This window comes from Paenibacillus sp. NPDC058177 (assembly GCF_042883835.1).
Lineage (GTDB): Bacteria > Bacillota > Bacilli > Paenibacillales > Paenibacillaceae > Paenibacillus_AQ > Paenibacillus_AQ agri.
The window spans coordinates 1-20777 of the sequence record NZ_JBHVVB010000015.1 but is presented as its reverse complement, the minus strand read 5'-3'; the positions used below and the strand labels follow the sequence as shown (position 1 = coordinate 20777).

Sequence of the window (20777 nt, the reverse complement as noted above, 5' to 3'; positions counted from 1 at the left end):
GAAAAACGGTTGTTAGAGGGTGTTGAAACTGTTTAAGTTATTTAATAACAAGCGTTTGTTCATCTTGCTGATTACCCTGGTGATGTTCATCGTGGTCATGGGCTTCAGCCTGGGGACAAGGAAATCCTTGTCCTGGCCGGAGAACTTTGTCAGGGATACGACCGGTTTTGTGCAAGGCATATTCTACAAGCCCGCTGGATATGTAGCGGGCTTCTTTGAAGATATCGCCAACCTGCACAAGCTGGCTGAAGAGAACGAACAGCTCAAGATTGTCGTTGCTCAGTATACTCGGGAGAAAGCGCAATATAACTTTATTCAATCCGAGAATGAGCGCCTCATGAAAGATCTCAAATTTACAGAGTCACAGAAAGAGAAATATAACTACGACTATCGTATTGCCCATGTTGAGAGCATCAATACTGAACCTAACAATAGTACGCTAGTCATTGATATCGGTTCCAAGGATGGGGTTAGACCGAATATGGCGGTAATCTCTACAGAAGGTCTGGTCGGTGTGATCAGTCAGGTCAGCAACTTTACCTCTACAGTAAAGCTGATGACGATGATGAACGCCAACGATCCGAATTCTCAGTCGGCGATCGCAGCTACAGCGATTGGCAAAGAGAACGCCACCTTCGGTATGATTGAGAGCTATGATCCGAAGACGAATAAACTTACGATGAACAAGATTCCGCCCGGTGATCCGATCCAGCCTAAGGATCAGATCGTGTCTTCCGGCATCGGCGGCTTGTATCCGCGAGGACTGACTATCGGAACTGTTGACAGTGTCAAGGTAGGCGAATTTGGCCTAACCTCCTCCGCAGTGATTACGCCTGCTGCTGATTTTCAGGATTGGAAGGAACTGATTGTCGTTTACACGCAGGAGCGTGCTGAATAGTGAGAGTAAATAAATCGGTCGGTATTTTGCTGCTGTTCCTATTATTCATACTTGAAGGGACTGTTCTGCCGAGACTGATCCCGAATGCTTGGCAGATGCGAGTGATTCCCAATCTGGTCTTTATTGTGATCTTGTTTGTAACGGTTTACCATCACCGTCATACAGCACTGATTCTTGGTCTCAGTTTCGGTATGCTGCATGATATTGTTTTTTACGGTCGGATTCTCGGCGCCCATTCCTTTGCAATGGGCGTTTCGGCCTATCTGATCGGTCTGATCTTCCAGACTCCCCGTGCACCGCTGCCGCTCATGATGACAGTAGTTTTGCTGGGAAGCCTGTTATCAGACACGATTCTATTCGGAATTTACAGCGTATTTAATTTGAATCAGGAACCCTATAGCTGGGCGATTCTTGAGTATATGCTTCCTTCCATGCTCTTTCATTTTGCCATAGGCCTGCTCCTGTATGTTCCGCTCCGTCGTCAGCTTGAGAAGCTGAAGAATGAGACGCGCAAGGAAGAAACCGCATAATCCAGTAGGTAATTTCTTCCGCGGAAAAGCAGGAACTTGAGGGGCCCGGCACGAATGATTCAGGATAGGGGGACAGGTATATGACAGTGAAATCCAAACATGTAAGGATCAAGGGCATCAAGGATGGCCTGGTATTCCTGCTAGACGACAAGTGTCCCTTTGAAGATCTTCTGAGCGAGCTTCGCTTCAAGCTGGAGCACAGCCATCAAAATATTTTGACTGGACCGATAGTGCATGTGGATGTTAAGCTGGGCAGCCGCCCCGTATCCGAAGAAGAGAAAGATGCTGTTCTGGACATTCTTAGAGGTCAGGGCAATCTCTTGATTCGGTCCGTGGAGGCGCTGGAAGATCCGAGCGTTGTAGACAGCGATGCTCTGTATATGGTCAGCGGGATGGTCCGTTCCGGACAGGTGTTGCACCATCAGGGGAATCTTTTGCTTCTCGGCGATGTAAACCCCGGGGGGACAGTAACCTGTTCTGGTGACATTTATATTCTTGGAGCGCTCAGGGGAATGGCCCATGCCGGTGTGGAGGGCAATGAAGAAGCGATTATTGCGGCTTCGCTTCTGTCACCGACCCAGCTTCGTATCGCAGACATCATCAGCCGTCCACCGGACGAATGGGAGACCCGCGAGAGCAGCATGGAATTTGCCTATTTAACAAACGGAGCTATGCAAATCGACAAAATTCATAATATGGTCAAATTACGTCAAGGTTTAAATGTGTTTAAAGGGGTGTAGCCTCCATGGGAGAAGCGATTGTCGTAACCTCGGGTAAAGGCGGAGTTGGCAAAACAACCACAACAGCCAATATTGGTACCGCACTTGCGCTGCAGGGCAAAAAAGTATGTCTGGTCGATACGGATATCGGACTGCGTAATCTAGATGTTGTAATGGGGCTGGAGAATCGGATTATCTATGATCTCGTGGATGTTGCCGAAGGACGCTGTCGTCTGAATCAGGCGCTCGTCAAGGACAAGCGCTTTGATGAGCTGTACATGCTGCCTGCCGCCCAGACGAAAGACAAGACTGCCGTGACTCCCGAGCAGGTACGGGATATTATCCTGGAGCTGAAGAAGGAGTATGAATATGTCCTAATCGATTGCCCGGCTGGTATTGAACACGGCTTCCGCAATGCGATTGCGGGTGCGGACAAGTCTATCGTAGTTACCACGCCGGAGCATGCCGCTGTACGGGACGCGGACCGGATTATCGGACTGCTGGAGCAATCCAATGTGGAGTCGCCGAAGCTGGTGGTGAACCGTATCCGTCCGGGGCTGATCAAATCGGGTGATATGCTGGATATTGAAGATATATTGCAGGTGCTGAACATCGATCTGATCGGGATTGTCCCGGATGATGAAATGGTAATCAAAGCCGCTAACAGTGGCGAACCTACCGTTATGAATCCTGATTCCGCGGCTGCTATTGCTTACCGCAACATTGCTCGCCGTATTCTTGGCGATGCCGTGCCGTTAATGCAGCTGGACCGCAAGCCAGGTACTTTTAAGAAATTCAAGAAGTTTTTCGGATTAGGTTAAATTAGGCATTTTTCATAGGATTACCGAAATACGGGGACCCACCGCTTAGAAATTGCGCGGGGGCCCCATTTTTATGCCATTTCACCCTCCGGTCTGTCGGAGGCTTGTTCTAAAGAGACTTCCCCGCTTCATAAAATGGAAGTAAACAAGCCCGCCGGAGGGATCGATATGGACCTGAAATCAGATATCAAGAACCGTCGCAAGGAGCGCATCCGCCTTTTGCTGGAGGACACCTCCAAGGAATCGCCGCTCCCGCCGTTATATGACTTACCTGAACAGAATACAACCTTCAAGGAATGGAACCAGGAACCGAAGAAGGAGATCAGCTTAGACTCAGAACCCGATCCAGAGCTGCTCTGGAAGCAGCGCCGCAATAACTGGGAAGACGATGGGGACGGCGGGAAGCCTCGTTTTATCACGGGATTTTTGCGCCGGACAGTTGCCAGTATTCTTGTCTTTGGTGCCGTATGGGGAATTTTTGCAATCCAGCAGCCCTGGGCACATAAGACACAGGCCTTTATTGTTGATGCGCTGAGCCATGACATGGATTTTGCAGCGGTCAGAGTGTGGTATGAAGAGCATTTTGATGGTGCGCCGGCGTTCATCCCTATCTTCGGGGATAAAGAACAATCGGCGGAGAAGGTTTCAGCCCTTCATGAGTGGAGTGCACCCCTGGCAGGGAGCATCGTCCAGCCTTTTGCCACCACACTGAAAGGTGTGGAAATTATGCCTGAAGAAGATTCAAGTGGCAGTGTGACGGTGAAGAGTGTAGATATGGGGCGTGTACTGTCCGTATCTCGGGAAGCGAAAGGCGGTATCCGCGTTACGCTCCGGCATACGGGGAATGTCACTGCCGAATATGGTCATTTGAGTGGAACCCGGCTCAAAGCCGACGACTGGGTGCAGAGCGGTGATGCGGTCGGCTGGATTGTTGATCCAGGGACGACGCCGGAGACGATGTTCTTTTTTGCGATGATGAAGGACAAGACCTATATTGATCCATCCGAAGTGATTACCTTTGATTAGGATCAAAGGCATCGAATTGTCGCTGCATCCGCTGTTCGTGCTGATCATGCTTTTTTCCGTCCTGACCGGACAGTTTCTCGAACTGCTCACCTTATTCACCATCGTGCTGATTCACGAATTGGGACATGTCTGTGCAGCGCTTCTTGCCGGAGTAACCGTCAAATCTGTCCAGCTTCTTCCCTTTGGCGGCGTTGCCGTCATCGAAGATCATGGAAGGCTGACCGCCGGCAAGGAAATTGCGATTGCACTGGCTGGTCCGCTCCAGAATGGCATCTTGATGCTGTTTGCTTGGCTTGTTGGCAGTCTGGGTTTGGGGAATGAGGCGTTCTTGAATTATTTTATTGAGGCTAATGCCATCATTGCACTTTTTAACTTACTACCGATTCTTCCACTTGACGGGGGGAAGGTGCTTCGAGCAGCAACGAGCGTGATATGTCCCTATTATTTCACTTTGTTATGGTGCGGACGATTAAGTATAGCTGCGAGTGTACTGGTTGTGGTCTACGCACTGCTGCCGCTTGGAGCGGGTGGAGGCTTGCGGCTGAACGTGCTCATGATTGGCGCTTTTCTGCTTTATTCCAACGTTACTGATCAACGCAATATGCCCTATGTATTCATGGCTTTCTTAATGAATCGTGAAGCGGTATACGAGCGGCATCTTCTAACGGGAACGGTGGCCTCGCCGATTGTTGCCAAGGCTGCGAAACCTTTGGATGCTATATTGCGTCTATTTAAACGTAACCAATACCATTTGGTATATGTGCTGAACCGTGAAGGCGACGTGGTTGCCGTAGTACCGGAACAGCGTTTGATCTCTTCCTACTTTGGAATGTAGAATATAAGCTTAGCCGGATTTGATAGTGAATATGAAAGATTGATTGAACCAGAGGTGAAGCCATGAAACAGATGATCGTTCACTCTACGCAGCATATGACCCGGATGGCCCTTCTGGAGAACGGGAAGCTGGTGGAGTATGCGGCGGAACGCGATCAGCAGCAAGGGCTGGTCGGAAGCTTTTACAAGGCCAGAGTCATTAATGTACTACCAGGTATGCAGGCTGCTTTTGTTGATATCGGACAGAAGAAGAATGCATTTTTATATGTTGACGATGTTTTGCATCCCCATTTGGAGAAGCAACCTGCGGTGAAGCCCTCTATCGAAACGCTGCTTCAGCCTGGGCAGGACATTGTTGTTCAGGTTAGAAAAGAACCCCGGGGCGGCAAGGGTGCCCGTGTGACCACACATTATACGCTGCCGGGCCGCTGGATTGTTTTTATGCCTTTCGCCGAATATGTCGGCGTATCGAAGAAGATCAATCGGGAGTCGGAGCGGAACCGGCTAAAGGGCATCGGTGAACGTCTGCGCAGGGCAGAAGAGGGCATCATCATGCGGACCGTTTCCGAAGATCAGCCCCAGGAAGCCGTAGGAGGAGATCTTGCTTTTTTGCGTGCGCAGTGGGATCACATCTCGCGGCGTGCGCTTTCATCGGAAGTGCCGGCACTGCTTCACGCTGACCTCAGTATTGTGCAGCGATTTATTAGGGACGCGTTCAACCCGGAGCGCGATGAGTTGGTGCTGGATTCCGCCAAGGCGGCTAAAGAGGCGGAGGTCTTCCTTGACGATATGGCACCCGGAGGGTACAAGCCTGTAGGATTGTATAGTGGCAAGGAGTCGATTTTGACGGCTTATGGTGTGCAGGAGCAGTTGCATAGGGGATTTGCACGGAAAATCATGCTGGAAGGCGGGGCCACGCTCATCTGGGATGAGGCCGAGGCGCTCACCGTTATTGATGTCAATACGGCTCAGTATACGGGCGGGGCATCGTTGGAGGAGACAGTGACGCGCACGAACCTGCTTGCAGCAGAGGAAATCGGACGTCTGATCCGTCTGCGGGATACTGGTGGAATCATCATTATTGATTTTATTGATATGGAGCAGGAGGAACACCGCAGAATGGTGACGGACTGCTTGGAACGCGTGATCAGCAAAGATCGGACGAAGACGCATATTCTGGGCTGGACAAGGCTTGGACTACTGGAGATGACTCGTAAAAAAGCAAGACACGATTCCACCGGATTTGCGCCAGCCATCTGCCCATGCTGCGGAGGCACCGGAAAGTCTGGCAACTGGCACGAGTAGGGATTTGGCTGTAGGGATAGGTTTAAATGCTGCAGGTGTATAAGCTGTAGCCTTAGTTTATATGTGTAAGTCTATATGCTGCACCGTTTTATAATTTGAATTTAATATTCAAATTATAAAATCCAGCGTCTTTCCGGTGAAACTGGGTCTTGCGGCTGCATGTCATGAATTCCATAAAACAGTCAATGACACTGTAGGCATATCACCTCAGGGTGGTGTCTCACATAGCATTCATTTCTGCTGCATCCCAATTAACGGCATTTTTGTACCTTATATTTCTTCTTTTCAGGGTAAATAGCCAAATAAGAGCATTATTGTATCTTATTTCATGCCAATCTGCTGAAAAACCTTCATTTGGAATATTTAAGATACAAAATTGCCCTTAATCTAGGCCGACCAGCCATTGCACCACATTTAAGGTACAAAAATGCCGTTATTTACACTTCGGAGCCATTCGGGAGGTTTGGTCTCTCCTTCAGTTTTGTTCGTAACGTCTTCTATATAGCAGGAGATTGGGATTAATAGCAGGAAATCAAGATTAGTAGCAGATAATTAGGATTAATGGCGCAAAATGGTATTAATATAAGAGAAAATCAGGATGAATAGCGAAGAAATTAGGATTAGTAGCAGAAAATTACGCTGACTATATTCAATTCATGTTGCAGCATTGACTGTAGGCAATATCTATGATAATATCTTCAAGTATGTGTTTGGTTATCTGGCCCTGCACATGCTGTAACCGCTCCGATCGGGTATGAAAGTGCGGTTTCCTTAAGGGAATTCGCCACCTAGACTAGGCGAGTCTGAGACATGAGGAGGTGCAATTACAATGTATGCAATTATCGAAACTGGCGGTAAGCAATACAAAGTCCAAGAGGGCGACGTATTGTTCATTGAGAAGCTGAACGCTGAAGACGGTGCAAGCGTAACGTTTGACCGTGTATTGGCTGTTTCCACTGAAGGCGGTTTGACTGCAGGAACTCCGCTCGTGAGCGGCGCTACTGTAACAGCTAAGGTTGAGAAACACGGCAAAGGCCAAAAGGTTGTAGTTTACAAATACAAACCTAAGAAGAACTACCACAAGAAACAAGGTCATCGTCAACCGTACACGAAAGTAACGATTGAGAAGATCCAAGCGTAAGAAGGTGCGTTTATGATTAACGTGCAGATTACCAGATCTTTGGAACTCGGAACTATTGTTGCGTTTGAGGTTAAAGGGCATGCGGGCTTTGCGAAACGCGGCGAGGATATCGTCTGTGCCGGTGTATCGACTGTAACGGTTGGCACTGTCAATTCGATTGAATCTTTGACAGGAGTGATTATGGATTCGTCCATGAAGAACGGATTCTTGAGCGGGACCCTGGGTTCCATTGAAGATCCTGTTATTTCTGCCAAAGTACAATTGCTGCTGGAATCCATGGTCTTAATGCTGACTGATATCGCAGAATCATACGGGAAGTATATAACGATACAGCAGGACATTATTTAAAGAAGGAGGTTGACCAACATGTTGAAATTGGATCTTCAATTATTCGCATCGAAAAAGGGTGTAGGTTCCACAAAGAACGGACGTGATTCCCACTCTAAACGTCTTGGCGTGAAACGTGCTGACGGTCAAGCAGTTACCGGCGGTAACATTCTGGTTCGTCAACGCGGAACTAAAATTCACCCAGGTACGAACGTAGGTATCGGTAAAGATGATACTTTGTTCGCTTTGGTGGACGGCGTAGTGAAGTTCGAACGTTGGGGCCGCGATCGCAAAAAAGTGAGCGTGTACCCGGTTGATGTCGCTCCGGTAGCAGCGGCACTGGAAGCGTAAGCTTACAGAACCATAAAGACAGTGAAGCCTCCGGCATGAGTGCCGGAGGTTTTTTTGATAAATTAGATTTGAAGTTTTCTTGTGTTTCGTGAATTTTAAGTGGGAAGCTAATGAACTTCCGGGAATGGCTGTGTTATACTGGAAAATGGTAAAAAGATGTGCAGATTTTCTAACGAGGTCATGAATTTTGCGAACTGAGGGACGGGGAATAAGAATGAAATCCTGGAAACGTGTAATCTGGGCAGTCATGAGTTCCGCAGCACTTCCTTTAGGTCTCGTGTATTGGCGGACGTCCCTTTTCACATGCTTGCTGCTCGGTTTCTGGGTAGCGGCTGTACTTGCTTTCACGTGGAGCCGGACCCGGCGCCATTATGAGAGGGAGCTGCATTTACAGGAGCAGAGAATGCAAGAGGCTGCAATCCGCACACTAGGCCATCATCGTCATGACTGGATGAATGAATTGCAAGTTCTTTATGGATATATTCAACTCGGCAAGCCTGATAAATCAGTGCAATGTGTGGAAAGAATAAAAGAAGGCATTGCGCTCGATAGCCGGATCGCCAAGTTGGGTATTCCTTCGCTGGTCTTTTATCTGCAGTCATTCCGAACGTACAGAAGTAGCTTGGATCTTGTGATCCAGGTGGAGGAAGGCTTGGAGCTAGTGGACAAGTTGACACCGGAGACGGGGGAAGAACTAACTTCGATTGTAATGCAGACCGTAAGGGCTTACCAATACAGTGGGCTTGCCGCACAAGGGGACTCCAGGAGACTCGAGCTAGGCTTTAGACAGGATGGCGGAGACATTCTTATCTCCTTTGAAAGTGAGGGAGGGCATGGCAATCCCGAACTGCTCAGGGTGCAAATTGATAATATAGTACAAGGCAAAATTATGAGAGCAGAACAGTTCAAGCCCGGCGAGGCTTATGTAGAGCTGCGTCTGCCGTTTGAGATGTGAGGAAGGTGAACGTGAATGTTCGTAGATAAAGCTAAGATTTATGTAAAAGGCGGCGACGGTGGTGACGGTCTCGTGGCTTTCCGACGCGAGAAATATGTGCCGGAAGGTGGTCCAGCTGGTGGTGACGGCGGCCGAGGCGGCGACGTTATCTTCCGTGTGGACGAAGGCTTGCGTACACTGATGGATTTCCGGTACCAGCGTCACTTTAAAGCTGACCGTGGAGTTAAGGGACGCAATAAGAGCCAGCATGGTGCCAATGCTGAACATATGATCGTGCGTATCCCCCCGGGAACGATCCTGATCGATGATGATACTAACGAAGTGATCGCCGATATGACTCGTCATGGTCAGCAAGTGGTTGTGGCAAAAGGCGGACGGGGTGGCCGAGGCAACACTCGTTTTGCAACAGCGGCCAATACGGCACCTGAACTCGCCGAGAATGGCGAGGAAGGTCAGGAGCGCTATATCGTCATGGAACTGAAAGTCATGGCTGATGTAGGGCTTGTCGGATTCCCTAGTGTAGGGAAATCCACGTTGCTGTCAGTGGTATCTGCCGCCAAGCCGAAGATCGGCGCGTACCATTTTACAACGATTACTCCGAATCTTGGTGTGGTGGATGTCGGTGACGGACGCAGTTTCGTTATGGCGGATCTGCCTGGACTGATTGAAGGGGCACATGAAGGGATTGGCCTTGGCCATGAATTCCTGCGCCATGTAGAGCGTACACGGATTATCATTCATGTCGTGGACATGTCCGGTTCAGAGGGGCGCGATCCATTCGAGGACTGGGTGAAGATCAATGATGAGCTCAGACAATACAATGCCAATCTTGCGGAACGTCCGCAGATTGTTGCAGCCAACAAGATGGATATGCCTGAATCTGCTGAACATCTGGCTTCCTTCCGTGAGCAAGTGGCGCAAGTGCGCCCGGATATTGAGATTATGCCGATTTCCTCACTGACTCGCGAGGGTGTGCAAGAGCTGCTGTACCGGGCTACCGACATTCTTGACAGCATTCCGGTTGCTCCGGTGGTGGAAGAGGTTGCTGAGGCTAGCGAACGCAAAGTATACAAGCTGGAAGCTGAGAACGACAATACCTTCACGATTACCCGTGATAACGATACTTATGTCGTCACCAGCCCACGTATTGAGCGGATGCTCAAGCGGATGCAGCTGAATACGCATGATGCCATTCTGAAGCTGGCCCGTACCCTGCGTCATATGGGCGTGGATGCGGAATTGCGCAGACGTGGCGCTGTGGAAGGGACGATTGTCCGAATTGCCGATTTTGAGTTTGAGTTTGTGGAGAATAGCAGCTACTACTAAGCAGTAGGGCTGTCTGAGCGTCTACTTTGTCTGGCCTTGTATGAGGCAGATGGAGTAGGCGCTTTTTTAAATATAAGGCTGTACATGTTTTACGCTTAAAAATCATCCTTATTATTCTCGCTGAAGCGGATGACGTCTCTTAGAGGGGGGCAAAGCCATTTCTATATGATGCTCAATTTATTTTCACAAAAAGCCACCAAAACCATGAATTTATCGTATACAATAAAGAACGGAAAAGCACTTATTTCCAATTGATTGGAAGTCTTATTCAGAGGTATTACGGAACGGCCGATATATACCTACATATCCATGAATATGAAAGAGGGATACGCAGATGGCAATAATTGCAGTGGTGAAATATGATGGCCCTCCGGGTGTCTTTGCCTGGAAATATCCCAATCAGGAGCTCGGCACATGGACACAGCTTATCGTTAATGAGTCGCAAGAGGCTATCCTGTTCAAGGGCGGCCAGGCTTTGGATTCTTTTACAGCAGGTAGACATACGCTTAGCACAGCGAATATTCCGGTACTGTCCAATCTTGTGAACCTGCCGTTTGGGGGCAAATCACCTTTTACAGCTGAGGTATGGTTCATAAACAAGATGAACGCGATGAATGTCAAATGGGGAACGAGCTCGCCGCTCCAGCTTCAAGACCCTAAATATAAGATCATTGTCTCCGTTCGTTCTTTCGGGCAATTTGGGGTGAAGATTGCAGATCCGCGCAAGTTTCTGCTCAAGGTGGTAGGTACACTGCCACATTTCGATCAGGATAAACTCCTTACCTATTTCCGGGGAATCTTGATGGCCAATATCAATGAACTGGTCTCTTCCTACCTGGTGCATAAAAAAATCAGTATTCTGGAGATTAACGCCTATGTGGCCGAAATATCCAAACACATCCAGGAACGTCTGGCGCCGACCTTTATGGACACTGGCATTGAGCTGAATAATTTCTATATTGATTCCATTAATATTCCGGACGATGATCCCGCGACTGCGCGGCTGAAGGAAGCACTGGCCAAGAAAGCAGAGATGGACATTATCGGCTACACGTATCAGCAGGAACGCAGCTTTAATTCGCTGGAAGAGGCTGCCGGCAACCCGGGGGGCAACATTGGAACGGGGATGATGAACGCTGGAATGGGGCTTGGCATGGGAATAGGCTTTGCCGGTCCGGCTGCTGAGATGGTGAATCAGATGACTCGGGGAATTGGATTTGACGCAGGTGTGCACTCCGGGAATGGAACTAAGTCTTGCTCAAAATGCGGCAATATTAATACAGCCGGATCCTCATTCTGCAGTAGTTGCGGACAGAACTTGTCCATTCCGCCCACAGATGCAGCCTCAAGCAAGCTGGGCTGTCGTAAGTGCGGACACGAACTGCCTCCTGGATCTAAGTTCTGTCCGCAATGCGGAGAAAGTCAAATTCTCAAATGCAGCGGCTGCGGTCTTGAGCTGAAGCCCGGACAGAAATTCTGTGCGGAGTGCGGCACGAAGGCTGGATAAGAGGAGGATGTCATGAACCGGAAAAAGCCTTATACAGGCATCATCACTGTAATTTATGCTGCGGTGGTCGCGGCTACTGTGCTGCTCCTTACTATGCTCGGTTTCTCCGAGAATTTGCCACGGTTCGTTATTACGTTGATTGCTGTGCTGATTGCTGAAAGTGTAATTTTTGGTTATACCCTCTTTTGGCTGAAAAGAGCAGGTAGCGTCAGCGGGACACCGCCGATCCTGCTTAGCGGCGCGTTCATTATTGCCGCCTATGCGGTGGCCGTCGTGATCTCGGCTGTCTTTTTCGATAGGCTGCTGGGGCTGCCTTCCTTCTGGTACGCAGCTGTGCAGCTGCTGATTCTCGCTGCCGCTGGTGGCTGTCTTGCTCTTATTGGGCTCTACGGCTGGAATGCTGGAGCGCAGGAGCACAAGGAGCAGCAGGCGACACGCAGTCTGTTCCGGCAGCGGAAGGAACTAGCCGAGATCAAGCGGGCTGCCCGGAGCTGGAGACATGCCGAAGCAGAGACGCTCGTGAAACGGATTGGCGGAGTAGAAGAGGCATTTACATACAGTGATCCGGTTTCCAGTCCATCTTTGTTCGCAACAGAGGATATGCTGAGCCAGCAAATCGCTTTGCTGCGAGATCAGGTGGAGCTTCTGCTATCCTCGAGTGAGCCGGGTAAAGGCTGGGAAGCGCAGCTGCAAGGCATCATTGGCGACATTGAGGCTACACTTCAGCGCCGCAACCGTGAGTTAGCGGCGCTTAATTAGGGGGAATACGCTAGATGGCTAGAGTAAATATTCAAGATCCCCCCGCATCGGGAAGCGGAAGAGAGTTCTATCTGCTGAGCTATAACCGGACGGGGATCGACAGTTTTATTATTGCATTATCATATGTTCTGATGCCCGTAGGTCTTGTTGCTGCTATACTTCGAATGCTGCTGACACATTACAAGAATCAGCGGAAAGCCAGCAACTATAATTTGTTGTGTCATGCGCTGATTGGGGGCTTTGTTGATCTTTCCTTGATTATGATACTGTCGGGTGGTTTAGATGATTTAAATATGGGAATTTTCTTTATTGTCTTCATCGCGATCCTCTTCCTTATGCCCGCTTACTTTCTAGGTAATGCTGCATCCAAGGCCAAACTCAAGTTTTCACAGCTCTGTCATTCGTACATAGTGATGTCTCTGGACGAGGGGGTGCGGTACATCGGTACACTGGCCCAGCTTACCGGGCAAAGTGAAAGTGATGTGCGCAGAGATCTGCGGTATTTGCAGGAGCAAGGTCTCATCCCTCACGGGCTGACATTTTATGAAGGGCAAGGCGCGGAAGGCGCGGTAAAAGAAACAACTAGCACTGCCAGAGCAGGGCAGGCAGCAGCCCCTTCCGGCTCTTCGGAGAAAACGTCCGCATCCAGCCAGCCGAAGCCAAAGCCAGGTCCGCAGCAACTGCCCAAGGCGATGCGCTGCCCGGGCTGCGGCGCACAGAATACCGTGCAGCCAGGACAGGCGAAGCCTTGCGACTATTGTGGAACAACTCTGACATATAGCTGATAACGCAAGCTGCGGTATGTGCGAAGCCTCCGATTTTGTCGGGGGCTTTGTTTTATTTTCGGGTGTAGCAGAGGCCCCATTTCAAAGTTGGACGAAAAACTATTGCTTTTTCAGGCAAAAATCTATTATAATGTCCACTATTAAAACACAAAAGTCTTTGAGGAGAGGACGTTCGTGAAAGAACGCTATTATTTGGTCCGTGAGGACATATTACCCGATGCGGTGCTCAAGACGATGCAGGTTAAACAGCTGCTTGAAGCCGGTGATGCCAAGACTGTACACGAGGGTGTGGAACAGGTGGGCTTAAGCCGGAGCGCTTTTTATAAATACAAGGATGGCATTCACTTAATTCACCAGTTGGAGCGTGAGCGTATTGTCACGATCTCCATGGATTTGGAACACGAATCCGGCATGCTATCCAAGGTGCTGGGCTGTGTGGCGGGACATGGAGCGAATGTGCTGACCATTCACCAGAGTATTCCGCTGCAGGGCCGGGCGAACGTGGTTATTTCCGTGGAAATCTCCCATTTGAACCAAGAGCTGGGGGAAATGCTGGACAGTCTGAAGAACATTTCAGGTGTGAAGCGGGCATTGATTGTGGGGCAAGGCTAAACACTACAGGTATTTTTTTCGGAGCGATTGCTTCGTATACTTATAAGGAGGATATTGATGAAGCCGGTTAAAGTTGGTTTGCTGGGTCTGGGAACAGTCGGTACAGGCGTTGTCCGTATCGTGGATGGAAATCAGGAGGACCTCAGTAGTCAGGTCGGGTCTCCCATTCTGATTGAACGCATTGCTGTGAAGGATCTCGATAAACCCCGTGATGTGGAGATAGATCCCGCCAAAATCACTACAGACCCGTGGGAGGTTATCCGTGATCCCGAGATTGATGTCATCGTAGAGGTGATGGGCGGCATTGCCGGAACCAAAGAATATCTTCTTGAAGCACTGGAGCGCGGCAAGCACATCGTGACCGCCAACAAAGATTTGATGGCGCTGCACGGAGCGGAGATCCTGGCTAAGGCACAGGAAAAGCAGTGCGATGTATTCTATGAAGCTAGTGTGGCTGGAGGCATTCCGATTATCCGTACCCTGATTGAAGGGTTCTCTTCCGACAAGATCATGAAGATTATGGGGATTGTGAACGGTACAACCAACTATATTCTCTCAAAAATGAGTCAGGAAGGCGCCTCCTATGATGATGTGCTGAAGGAAGCTCAGGAGCTTGGTTATGCAGAGTCTGATCCAACCTCGGACGTGGAAGGGCTGGATGCCGCGCGGAAAATGGCTATTCTCGGTACGCTAGGCTTCCGCACCAATGCTGAACTCAGCGACGTTAGTGTGAAGGGAATCTCCAGCGTGAGCAAGGAGGATATTGTTTTTGCCAAGCGTCTCGGCTATGAAATGAAGCTCCTTGGTATCGCGGAATGTGACAACGATGCTTTCAGCATCAGTGTCCAGCCGACGATGATTCGTTCCGGACATCCGCTGGCCTCCGTTGGCGGCGTATTTAACGCAGTATATGTGTATGGTGAAGCTGTCGGGGAGACGATGTTCTACGGTGCGGGCGCCGGCGCAATGCCTACGGCAACTTCAGTCGTAGCCGATCTGGTAGCGGTGATCAAGAACCTGAGACTTGGCGTAAACGGACTTAAGCAAATTGTACCTTACAAGCAGAAGAAGCTGAAGGACAGTGAAGATATCTTCTATAAAAACTTCCTGCTGCTGCATGTCGACGACAAGGCAGGGGTGCTGGCCAAGATTACACAGGTCTTCGCGGAGTATGATGTCAGCCTGGATTCGGTCGTACAGCAGGCCAATCCTAACAATCCCAATGCGGAGATTATTATCGTAACCCATGATGCCAGCAAGGCAAGTATGGATAAGGTCCTTCGTCATCTTGAAGAATTAAGTGTAATCCGCCGCGTTAAGAGTCATTATCGTGTAGAGGGTTAACCATCTAGAATCCATTCTGCAAAAAAAGATAAGGAGATCACACCTGCTATGAGTAATTACGGAAGGTCACGGGTTAAAGTCCCGGCCAGCACCGCTAATCTCGGTCCGGGCTTTGATACATTGGGCATGGCCCTGTCCCTTTATGCCTGGATTGAGATGGAGGAAGCACCGGAGACCATATTTCATCTTTACGGCGACGAGATGAAGGGGGTGCCCCAGGATAAGAGCAACCTGTTGTATCAAGTGGCCCAGATGGTCTTTGCAGAAGCGGGTGTCTCGGTGCCTGAGCTATCCATCTCCATGTACTCGGAAATTCCGTTGGCTCGGGGTCTGGGGAGCAGCGCATCTGCCATTGTCGGCGCGCTGGCGGCAGCCAATGCTATGATTGGTTCGCCTCTGGATAACGCAAAGCTCTTCAATATGGCCACCGCGCTGGAAAAGCATCCGGATAACGTCGGCGCTTCCCTGTTCGGAGGTATTATCACCGCCGTCTGGGACGGAGTCGAGGCTGATTATATCCGGCTTGATTCTCCGGAGAACCTGGAAGTGCTCGTCATCATTCCCGAGTTCGAGCTTGCAACCACCAAAGCCCGCGGCGTTCTGCCAGCCGAAGTGACGGTCCGCGACGCTGTCTATAACATCAGCCGCACGTCCTTGTTGACGGCGGCGCTGGCTTCCGGCAGACTGGATATGATCGGCAAAGCGATGCAGGATCGGCTGCATCAGCCGTACCGGGCGCCGCTGGTGCCAGGTATGGAAAGGCTGCTTGCCGAAGCGCCGCAGCATGGAGCGCTGGGTATTGCGCTCAGTGGTGCCGGTCCAACGCTGCTCGCATTTGTGGACAGCCGGGAGAGCCGAAAGGCTGAACTAGAGGCTTTCCTGAAGGAAACGATGCAGGAGCACGGCATTCCTGCGCGCACTTGCTGGCTGCCTGCCTGTGCTGAAGGTGTAACGGCGGAGGTGCTCCCGAGGACCGGGATGCAAAGTGAGTCATTTTTGGATATGATAAAAGGAGAAGTACGGTCATGAAATCAATAGCGGTACTGCCGCAGGGCTCGGTATCCCATGAAGCGCTGCTGTATTTGTTCGGCGGTGAGCCGGTAAACATTGTGCATCATAAGTTAATTTCCGACGTGTTTCTTTCTACGGTGAATGGCATCACGGATTATAGCGTAATTCCGATTGAGAATACGATTGAAGGCTCTGTGAGTCTGCATATCGACTGGTTGATCAATGAGGTTGATTTGCCGATGCAGGCAGAATGGATTTTTCCTTCGATTCAAAATCTGATTGCTAATCCTGGTGAATTCACAGATGCAAGTGGTAACAAGGATTACTCCAGACTGGTGAAGATCCTTTCCCATCCTGTAGCGACCGCGCAGTGCGGCCAGTACATTCGCAAGCATGCGCCTTTGGCAGAGCTTGAGCCGACAGGTAGCACTTCTGAAGCTGTAGAGATCGTCAAGAACAATCCCGGCAAAGGCTGGGCAGCCATTGGTACAGCGCTTGGTGCTGCCAAGCATGGGCTGGAAATTATCGACCGTAAAATTACGGATCACGATAACAATTACACACGTTTCGTTCTGGTTGGCCCTGAGAAAGTGTCACTTCCCCGCGAGAGCAGCGGTAATAAGACCAGTGTGCTTGTCACGCTTCCGGAGGATTTTCCGGGTGCCCTGCATCAGGTGCTTGCTGCCTTTGCCTGGCGGAGATTAAACCTGTCACGTATTGAATCCAGGCCGACGAAGAAGAAGCTGGGTACTTATTATTTTTACATTGATGTGCTCGAACCGATAGAATCCGTCCTGCTGCCTGCGGCTATTGAGGAAATCAAGGCCCTCGGTTGCCAGGTTCGAATTCTGGGTTCATACCCCACATACACCTATGAGGAAGAGAAAGCGGAGGTGCAGTAAGTAATGGCAGAGCAAGTAATCTATTTAGATGGACAATATGTAACAAAGGAAGATGCAAAGGTATCCGTTTTTGATCACGGGTTTTTGTATGGTGACGGTATTTTTGAAGGTATCCGTATTTACAACGGAAATATATTCAAGTCTAAAGAACATTTGGACAGGCTGTATGATTCGGCAAAGTCGATCATGCTGGAAATACCATTGACCCTTGATGAGATGCAGGAAGCTATGGCGGAAACCATTCGCCGCAACGATATGCGTGATGGCTACATCCGTCTGATTGTTTCCCGCGGTGTAGGTAATCTGGGTCTCGACCCGCGTCGTTGTCCGAAAGCAAGTGTAATCATTATTGTAGAGCAACTGGCGATTTATTCAGAGCAGGCTTACTTGAATGGACTTCGTGCCGTTTCGGTATCCCAGCGTCGTAATCTCCCGGATGCGCTTAATCCGAAGATTAAATCGCTCAACTACCTGAACAACATTCTGGTGAAGCTGCAGTCTAACCTGGCCGAAGCCGACGAGGCGATCATGATGAACGCTCAAGGTTACGTAACCGAAGGTTCAGGCGACAACATTTTCATCATCAAAAATGGTGTGGTTTACACGCCTCCTTGCTATCTCGGTGCCCTTGAAGGCATCACGCGTCTTGCGATCATTGAGCTGTGTGAGAAGCTTGGCATCAAGTTGAAGGAAGAGCCATTCACCATGCACGATGTCTATATCGCAGACGAGGTGTTCTTCACAGGTACAGCTGCTGAAGTTATCGCGGCACGTGAGATTGACGGTCGCATCATCGGCGCAGGTCAAGCGGGTCCGATCACACTGAAGCTGCTTGAAGAATTCCGCAACGTCGTTGATAAAGACGGCTATAAGGTTTGGGAATAACAATACATCTAATTAAAAAGCTCCTGTCATGTATATCATGATAGGAGCTTTTGTATAAACTCAGAGATCCTTTCATGTGCACCATGAAAGAAATTTCTGTACAAAACCAGAAATCCTTTCATGTACGCCATGAAAGAAGTTTGTGTACAAACCCAGAAATCCTTTCATGTGCATCATGAAAGAAGTTTCTGTACAAACCCAGAAATTCTTTCATGTAGCATGAAAGGATTTTTTTTGTATCAGGGATGTCAATCGCCCATGGGCTGCATAAGATGTAGTAACGAAGGAGGCGGCTGTACCGCATATAACTATGCAAGCAGGCAATACTCCAAAAATTTTCAGGGAGGTTAATGCTGCGTGAAAATACACATTGTCAAACAAGGCGATACGCTGTATGCATTGTCGCAAAAGTACGGAGTGCCGCTGGAAAAAATAATCGAGGCCAATCCGCAACTCAGTAATCCCGATGTGCTGTCGGTCGGTGAGAAAGTGAAGATTCCCTCTTCAGGTCCTTCGCCTGTACCCGGTAATAGCGATCTCTACTACAAGCACACGGTAAAACAAGGGGATACCTTGTGGAAATTGTCCAAGGCATGGGGGGTTCCTCTAAAGGATGTGGTAGATGCCAATCCCCAGTTGAAGAATCCTAACGCCCTGCTGATTGGAGAAGTGGTCAACATCCCCAAGAAAGAAACAGTGTCACCACTGCCTAATGGGAACATAGCTCCAATCCAAAACGAGAACGTTACGCCAGTACCAGCGGCCAATGCCGTGTCTGAAAAAACACAAGTTGGAGGGAAAACATACACCGGGCCTAAAGAACAGCCTGCGCCACCCGTTGCGCCACTTGCCGAATCCGTCCCAGCTCCTGTTCCAGCGCCAGCACCAACTCCCGCTCCAGTACCGATTGCTAAACCCAACCCCAACCCGAATCCGAATCTTAGCCCAGCCTCCAACATTAATCCTAATCCAGCTCCAGTGCCTGTCAATGAGCCTGTACCCAATGCTGTTTCACCGATTGCTGAGGTTGTACCGGTGAAAGAAACAATCCATACCGAATCTCAAAGCCTCTTTGTACAAATTTCAGTTCCCGCTCAAGAAGCCATTTCACATCATGAACCTCCTAAATCGGAATACAAACCGGTGGCACCTGTCTTTGAAGAGAAGAAGTCGCCTTGCGATCACAGTGCAGGATATCCTGGATTAACAGAAACTAGTCCATTCCATGGAACAACTGCTCCCAATGTAAACCTTAGCCCGCAAAATAATTACGTACAGCCGTCGTATGTACAGCCATGGTATGCACCGGATTGCCCTCCATTTTACTATTATCCGGAATGGGTCTCACCGGTTACGGAGAATCAGTCCCCATGGCACACGAATGTCTCACCGGTTACGGAGAATCAGTCCCCATGGCACACGAATGTCTCGCCGGTTGCAGAGAATCAGTCCCCATGGCACACGAATGTATCGCCGGTTGCAGAGAATCAGTCCCCATGGCATACGAATGTATCGCCGGCTACAGAGAACCAGTCCCCTTGGCACACGAATGTCTCGCCGGTTGCAGAGAATCAGTCTCCATGGCACACGAATGTATCACCGGCTGCAGAGAATCAGTCCCCATGGCACACGAATGTATCGCCGGCTGCAGAGAATCAGTCCCCATGGCATACGAATGTATCTCCGGTTGCAGAGAATCAGTCTCCATGGCACACGAATGTATCGCCGGCTGTAGAGAATCAGTCTCCATGGCATAATTCGGTCAATGCTGCACCAAATGATAGTTTTGTATCTGGAATACAGCCCAACAATCAATTTCCTGGCGCGGTTAGCCCTCAATATAGTGTGCACCCGCAGAATCTGCCATGGCCGCCTTGCGGATGCGGGGGAGAACATCCTTATCAGCCGTTTACTTATGAGGCTCCAATCTATAACTCATTTCCTACGTATGGACATCATCCCGGTGTAGTCTCGCCTTATGAGACAGGAGCGCCGTTTTCTCCTAATCAGGGAATAGTTCCGAATGCACCTCTGGGAGCTTTTGGAGGGGGAGGACCTGCATTATCTAATATTCCTCCGAATCCACAATATCCGGGGATTGGCGATTATGCTCATCATAGCCGTGTGCCAGAAATTCAAGAGCCTGAAGTAATTATTCAAGAGAGCCAGCCCATTGCAGCAACCACTACAGAAGTTCCTAGCAAAAGAGTTGTCGAACAGAAGGAGAGTAAGAAAGTGGAAGTAGCTTCCAAGGCTAAAACTTCAGGACAAAGCAAGTCAGGCAAATCCTCAGGTAAATCACAAAGATCAAGTAAAAGTAACCGAAATGACAGTGCCAAAAAACGCAGAAATCCATGGATTTCTAACTAAGGCGAACTCGATGACATGGTGAAAAGCATTACGTACAGACGTTGTATCGACAGATACAGCATCTGTACGTCTTTGTCTTGTGTTAGTAAGGTTATTTAAGCGAATATTGAGAACTCTTCAATAAAAACACTTGCAATCTCATTTTATCCATGGTATATTCTATTTCTGGCCGAGAAACAAACAATGCCAAGCTCGAAAAAAAGAAATTGAATAAAGAGCTTGACATTAAAACGCCGGACATGATATAGTATAAAAGTTGCTGCTGAGACATTGGGCGGACAACGAGAACAGCTTGATCTTTGAAAACTGAACAACGAGTGAGTATCGAATTCACGAAAGTGAGTTCAAAAATGAGAATTTTTAATTCTC

22 protein-coding genes and 1 other annotated feature are annotated in these 20777 nt (G+C 49.3%); of the genes, 21 read left to right on the top strand and 1 reads right to left on the bottom strand.

Annotated elements, in window-relative coordinates; all coding sequences use genetic code 11:
- Nucleotides 1-19: 19 nt before the first annotated feature.
- The 21 genes from mreC (at nucleotide 20) to ACFVU8_RS29715 (ending at nucleotide 20408) form a co-directional block, all read left to right on the top strand.
- The gene (gene mreC / locus ACFVU8_RS29815) at nucleotides 20-898 is read left to right on the top strand and encodes a rod shape-determining protein MreC (RefSeq protein WP_175369804.1); all 879 of its coding nucleotides are present in this window, start codon (nucleotides 20-22) and stop codon (nucleotides 896-898) included.
- Complete coding sequence (mreD, locus tag ACFVU8_RS29810) at nucleotides 898-1428, top strand: rod shape-determining protein MreD (protein ID WP_175369803.1); 531 nt, start codon at nucleotides 898-900, stop codon at nucleotides 1426-1428. The genes mreC and mreD overlap by 1 nt, the downstream gene beginning before the upstream one ends.
- An 80-nt stretch (nucleotides 1429-1508) precedes the next feature.
- On the top strand, nucleotides 1509-2168 hold the full coding sequence (gene minC, locus ACFVU8_RS29805) for a septum site-determining protein MinC (RefSeq protein WP_175369802.1): 660 nt from the start codon (nucleotides 1509-1511) through the stop codon (nucleotides 2166-2168).
- A gap of 5 nt (nucleotides 2169-2173) precedes the next feature.
- The gene (gene minD, locus ACFVU8_RS29800) at nucleotides 2174-2968 is read left to right on the top strand and encodes a septum site-determining protein MinD (RefSeq protein ID WP_175369801.1); all 795 of its coding nucleotides are present in this window, start codon (nucleotides 2174-2176) and stop codon (nucleotides 2966-2968) included.
- A 168-nt stretch (nucleotides 2969-3136) separates the two neighbouring features.
- Entirely contained in the window at nucleotides 3137-3994 is an 858-nt protein-coding gene (locus ACFVU8_RS29795; RefSeq protein ID WP_387432161.1) for a peptidoglycan DD-metalloendopeptidase family protein, read from the top strand.
- Nucleotides 3987-4829 carry a M50 family metallopeptidase gene (locus ACFVU8_RS29790; RefSeq protein ID WP_175369799.1) on the top strand — a complete coding sequence of 281 codons (843 nt, stop codon included), beginning with the start codon at nucleotides 3987-3989 and terminating at the stop codon, nucleotides 4827-4829. Before ACFVU8_RS29795 ends, ACFVU8_RS29790 begins: the two co-directional genes overlap by 8 nt.
- 62 nt (nucleotides 4830-4891) lie before the next feature.
- The gene (locus tag ACFVU8_RS29785) at nucleotides 4892-6133 is read left to right on the top strand and encodes an Rne/Rng family ribonuclease (RefSeq protein WP_379469936.1); all 1242 of its coding nucleotides are present in this window, start codon (nucleotides 4892-4894) and stop codon (nucleotides 6131-6133) included.
- Between the two features lie 727 nt (nucleotides 6134-6860).
- Nucleotides 6861-6948, top strand: a sequence feature (ribosomal protein L21 leader region).
- A gap of 14 nt (nucleotides 6949-6962) precedes the next feature.
- Entirely contained in the window at nucleotides 6963-7274 is a 312-nt protein-coding gene (gene rplU / locus ACFVU8_RS29780; RefSeq protein ID WP_150269346.1) for a 50S ribosomal protein L21, read from the top strand.
- Nucleotides 7275-7286: 12 nt separating this feature from the next.
- Nucleotides 7287-7622, top strand: a complete 336-nt coding sequence (locus ACFVU8_RS29775; protein WP_387432158.1) for a ribosomal-processing cysteine protease Prp — start codon at nucleotides 7287-7289, stop codon at nucleotides 7620-7622.
- 18 nt (nucleotides 7623-7640) lie between these two features.
- Entirely contained in the window at nucleotides 7641-7952 is a 312-nt protein-coding gene (gene rpmA, locus ACFVU8_RS29770) for a 50S ribosomal protein L27 (RefSeq protein WP_020429282.1), read from the top strand.
- A gap of 214 nt (nucleotides 7953-8166) precedes the next feature.
- On the top strand, nucleotides 8167-8907 hold the full coding sequence (locus tag ACFVU8_RS29765) for a Spo0B domain-containing protein (RefSeq protein WP_175369796.1): 741 nt from the start codon (nucleotides 8167-8169) through the stop codon (nucleotides 8905-8907).
- A gap of 15 nt (nucleotides 8908-8922) precedes the next feature.
- Nucleotides 8923-10233, top strand: a complete 1311-nt coding sequence (obgE, locus tag ACFVU8_RS29760) for a GTPase ObgE (protein WP_379469932.1) — start codon at nucleotides 8923-8925, stop codon at nucleotides 10231-10233.
- Between the two features lie 334 nt (nucleotides 10234-10567).
- The gene (locus tag ACFVU8_RS29755; protein ID WP_379469930.1) at nucleotides 10568-11740 is read left to right on the top strand and encodes an SPFH domain-containing protein; all 1173 of its coding nucleotides are present in this window, start codon (nucleotides 10568-10570) and stop codon (nucleotides 11738-11740) included.
- A 12-nt stretch (nucleotides 11741-11752) separates the two neighbouring features.
- Nucleotides 11753-12499: a hypothetical protein gene (locus ACFVU8_RS29750; protein ID WP_387432156.1), complete on the top strand. Its 747-nt coding sequence runs from the start codon at nucleotides 11753-11755 to the stop codon at nucleotides 12497-12499.
- 14 nt (nucleotides 12500-12513) lie between these two features.
- Entirely contained in the window at nucleotides 12514-13284 is a 771-nt protein-coding gene (locus tag ACFVU8_RS29745) for a hypothetical protein (RefSeq protein WP_387432154.1), read from the top strand.
- A gap of 174 nt (nucleotides 13285-13458) precedes the next feature.
- Nucleotides 13459-13896, top strand: a complete 438-nt coding sequence (locus ACFVU8_RS29740) for an ACT domain-containing protein (RefSeq protein ID WP_066376981.1) — start codon at nucleotides 13459-13461, stop codon at nucleotides 13894-13896.
- Between the two features lie 57 nt (nucleotides 13897-13953).
- Nucleotides 13954-15240, top strand: coding sequence for a homoserine dehydrogenase (locus ACFVU8_RS29735; RefSeq protein ID WP_175369791.1), 1287 nt, complete (start codon nucleotides 13954-13956; stop codon nucleotides 15238-15240).
- Nucleotides 15241-15288: 48 nt separating this feature from the next.
- Entirely contained in the window at nucleotides 15289-16269 is a 981-nt protein-coding gene (gene thrB / locus ACFVU8_RS29730; RefSeq protein WP_387432151.1) for a homoserine kinase, read from the top strand.
- Entirely contained in the window at nucleotides 16266-17153 is an 888-nt protein-coding gene (pheA, locus tag ACFVU8_RS29725) for a prephenate dehydratase (protein ID WP_175369789.1), read from the top strand. Before thrB ends, pheA begins: the two co-directional genes overlap by 4 nt.
- A 3-nt stretch (nucleotides 17154-17156) precedes the next feature.
- Nucleotides 17157-18038, top strand: a complete 882-nt coding sequence (ilvE, locus tag ACFVU8_RS29720; RefSeq protein ID WP_387432148.1) for a branched-chain-amino-acid transaminase — start codon at nucleotides 17157-17159, stop codon at nucleotides 18036-18038.
- A gap of 357 nt (nucleotides 18039-18395) precedes the next feature.
- Nucleotides 18396-20408 (top strand): LysM peptidoglycan-binding domain-containing protein, encoded by a 2013-nt coding sequence (locus ACFVU8_RS29715; RefSeq protein ID WP_387432145.1) that lies wholly within the window; start codon nucleotides 18396-18398, stop codon nucleotides 20406-20408.
- Between the two features lie 91 nt (nucleotides 20409-20499).
- Here the strand turns inward: ACFVU8_RS29715 and ACFVU8_RS29710 are convergent.
- On the bottom strand, nucleotides 20500-20777 hold a 278-nt coding region (locus ACFVU8_RS29710), incomplete at its 5' end, for a hypothetical protein (RefSeq protein ID WP_387432142.1).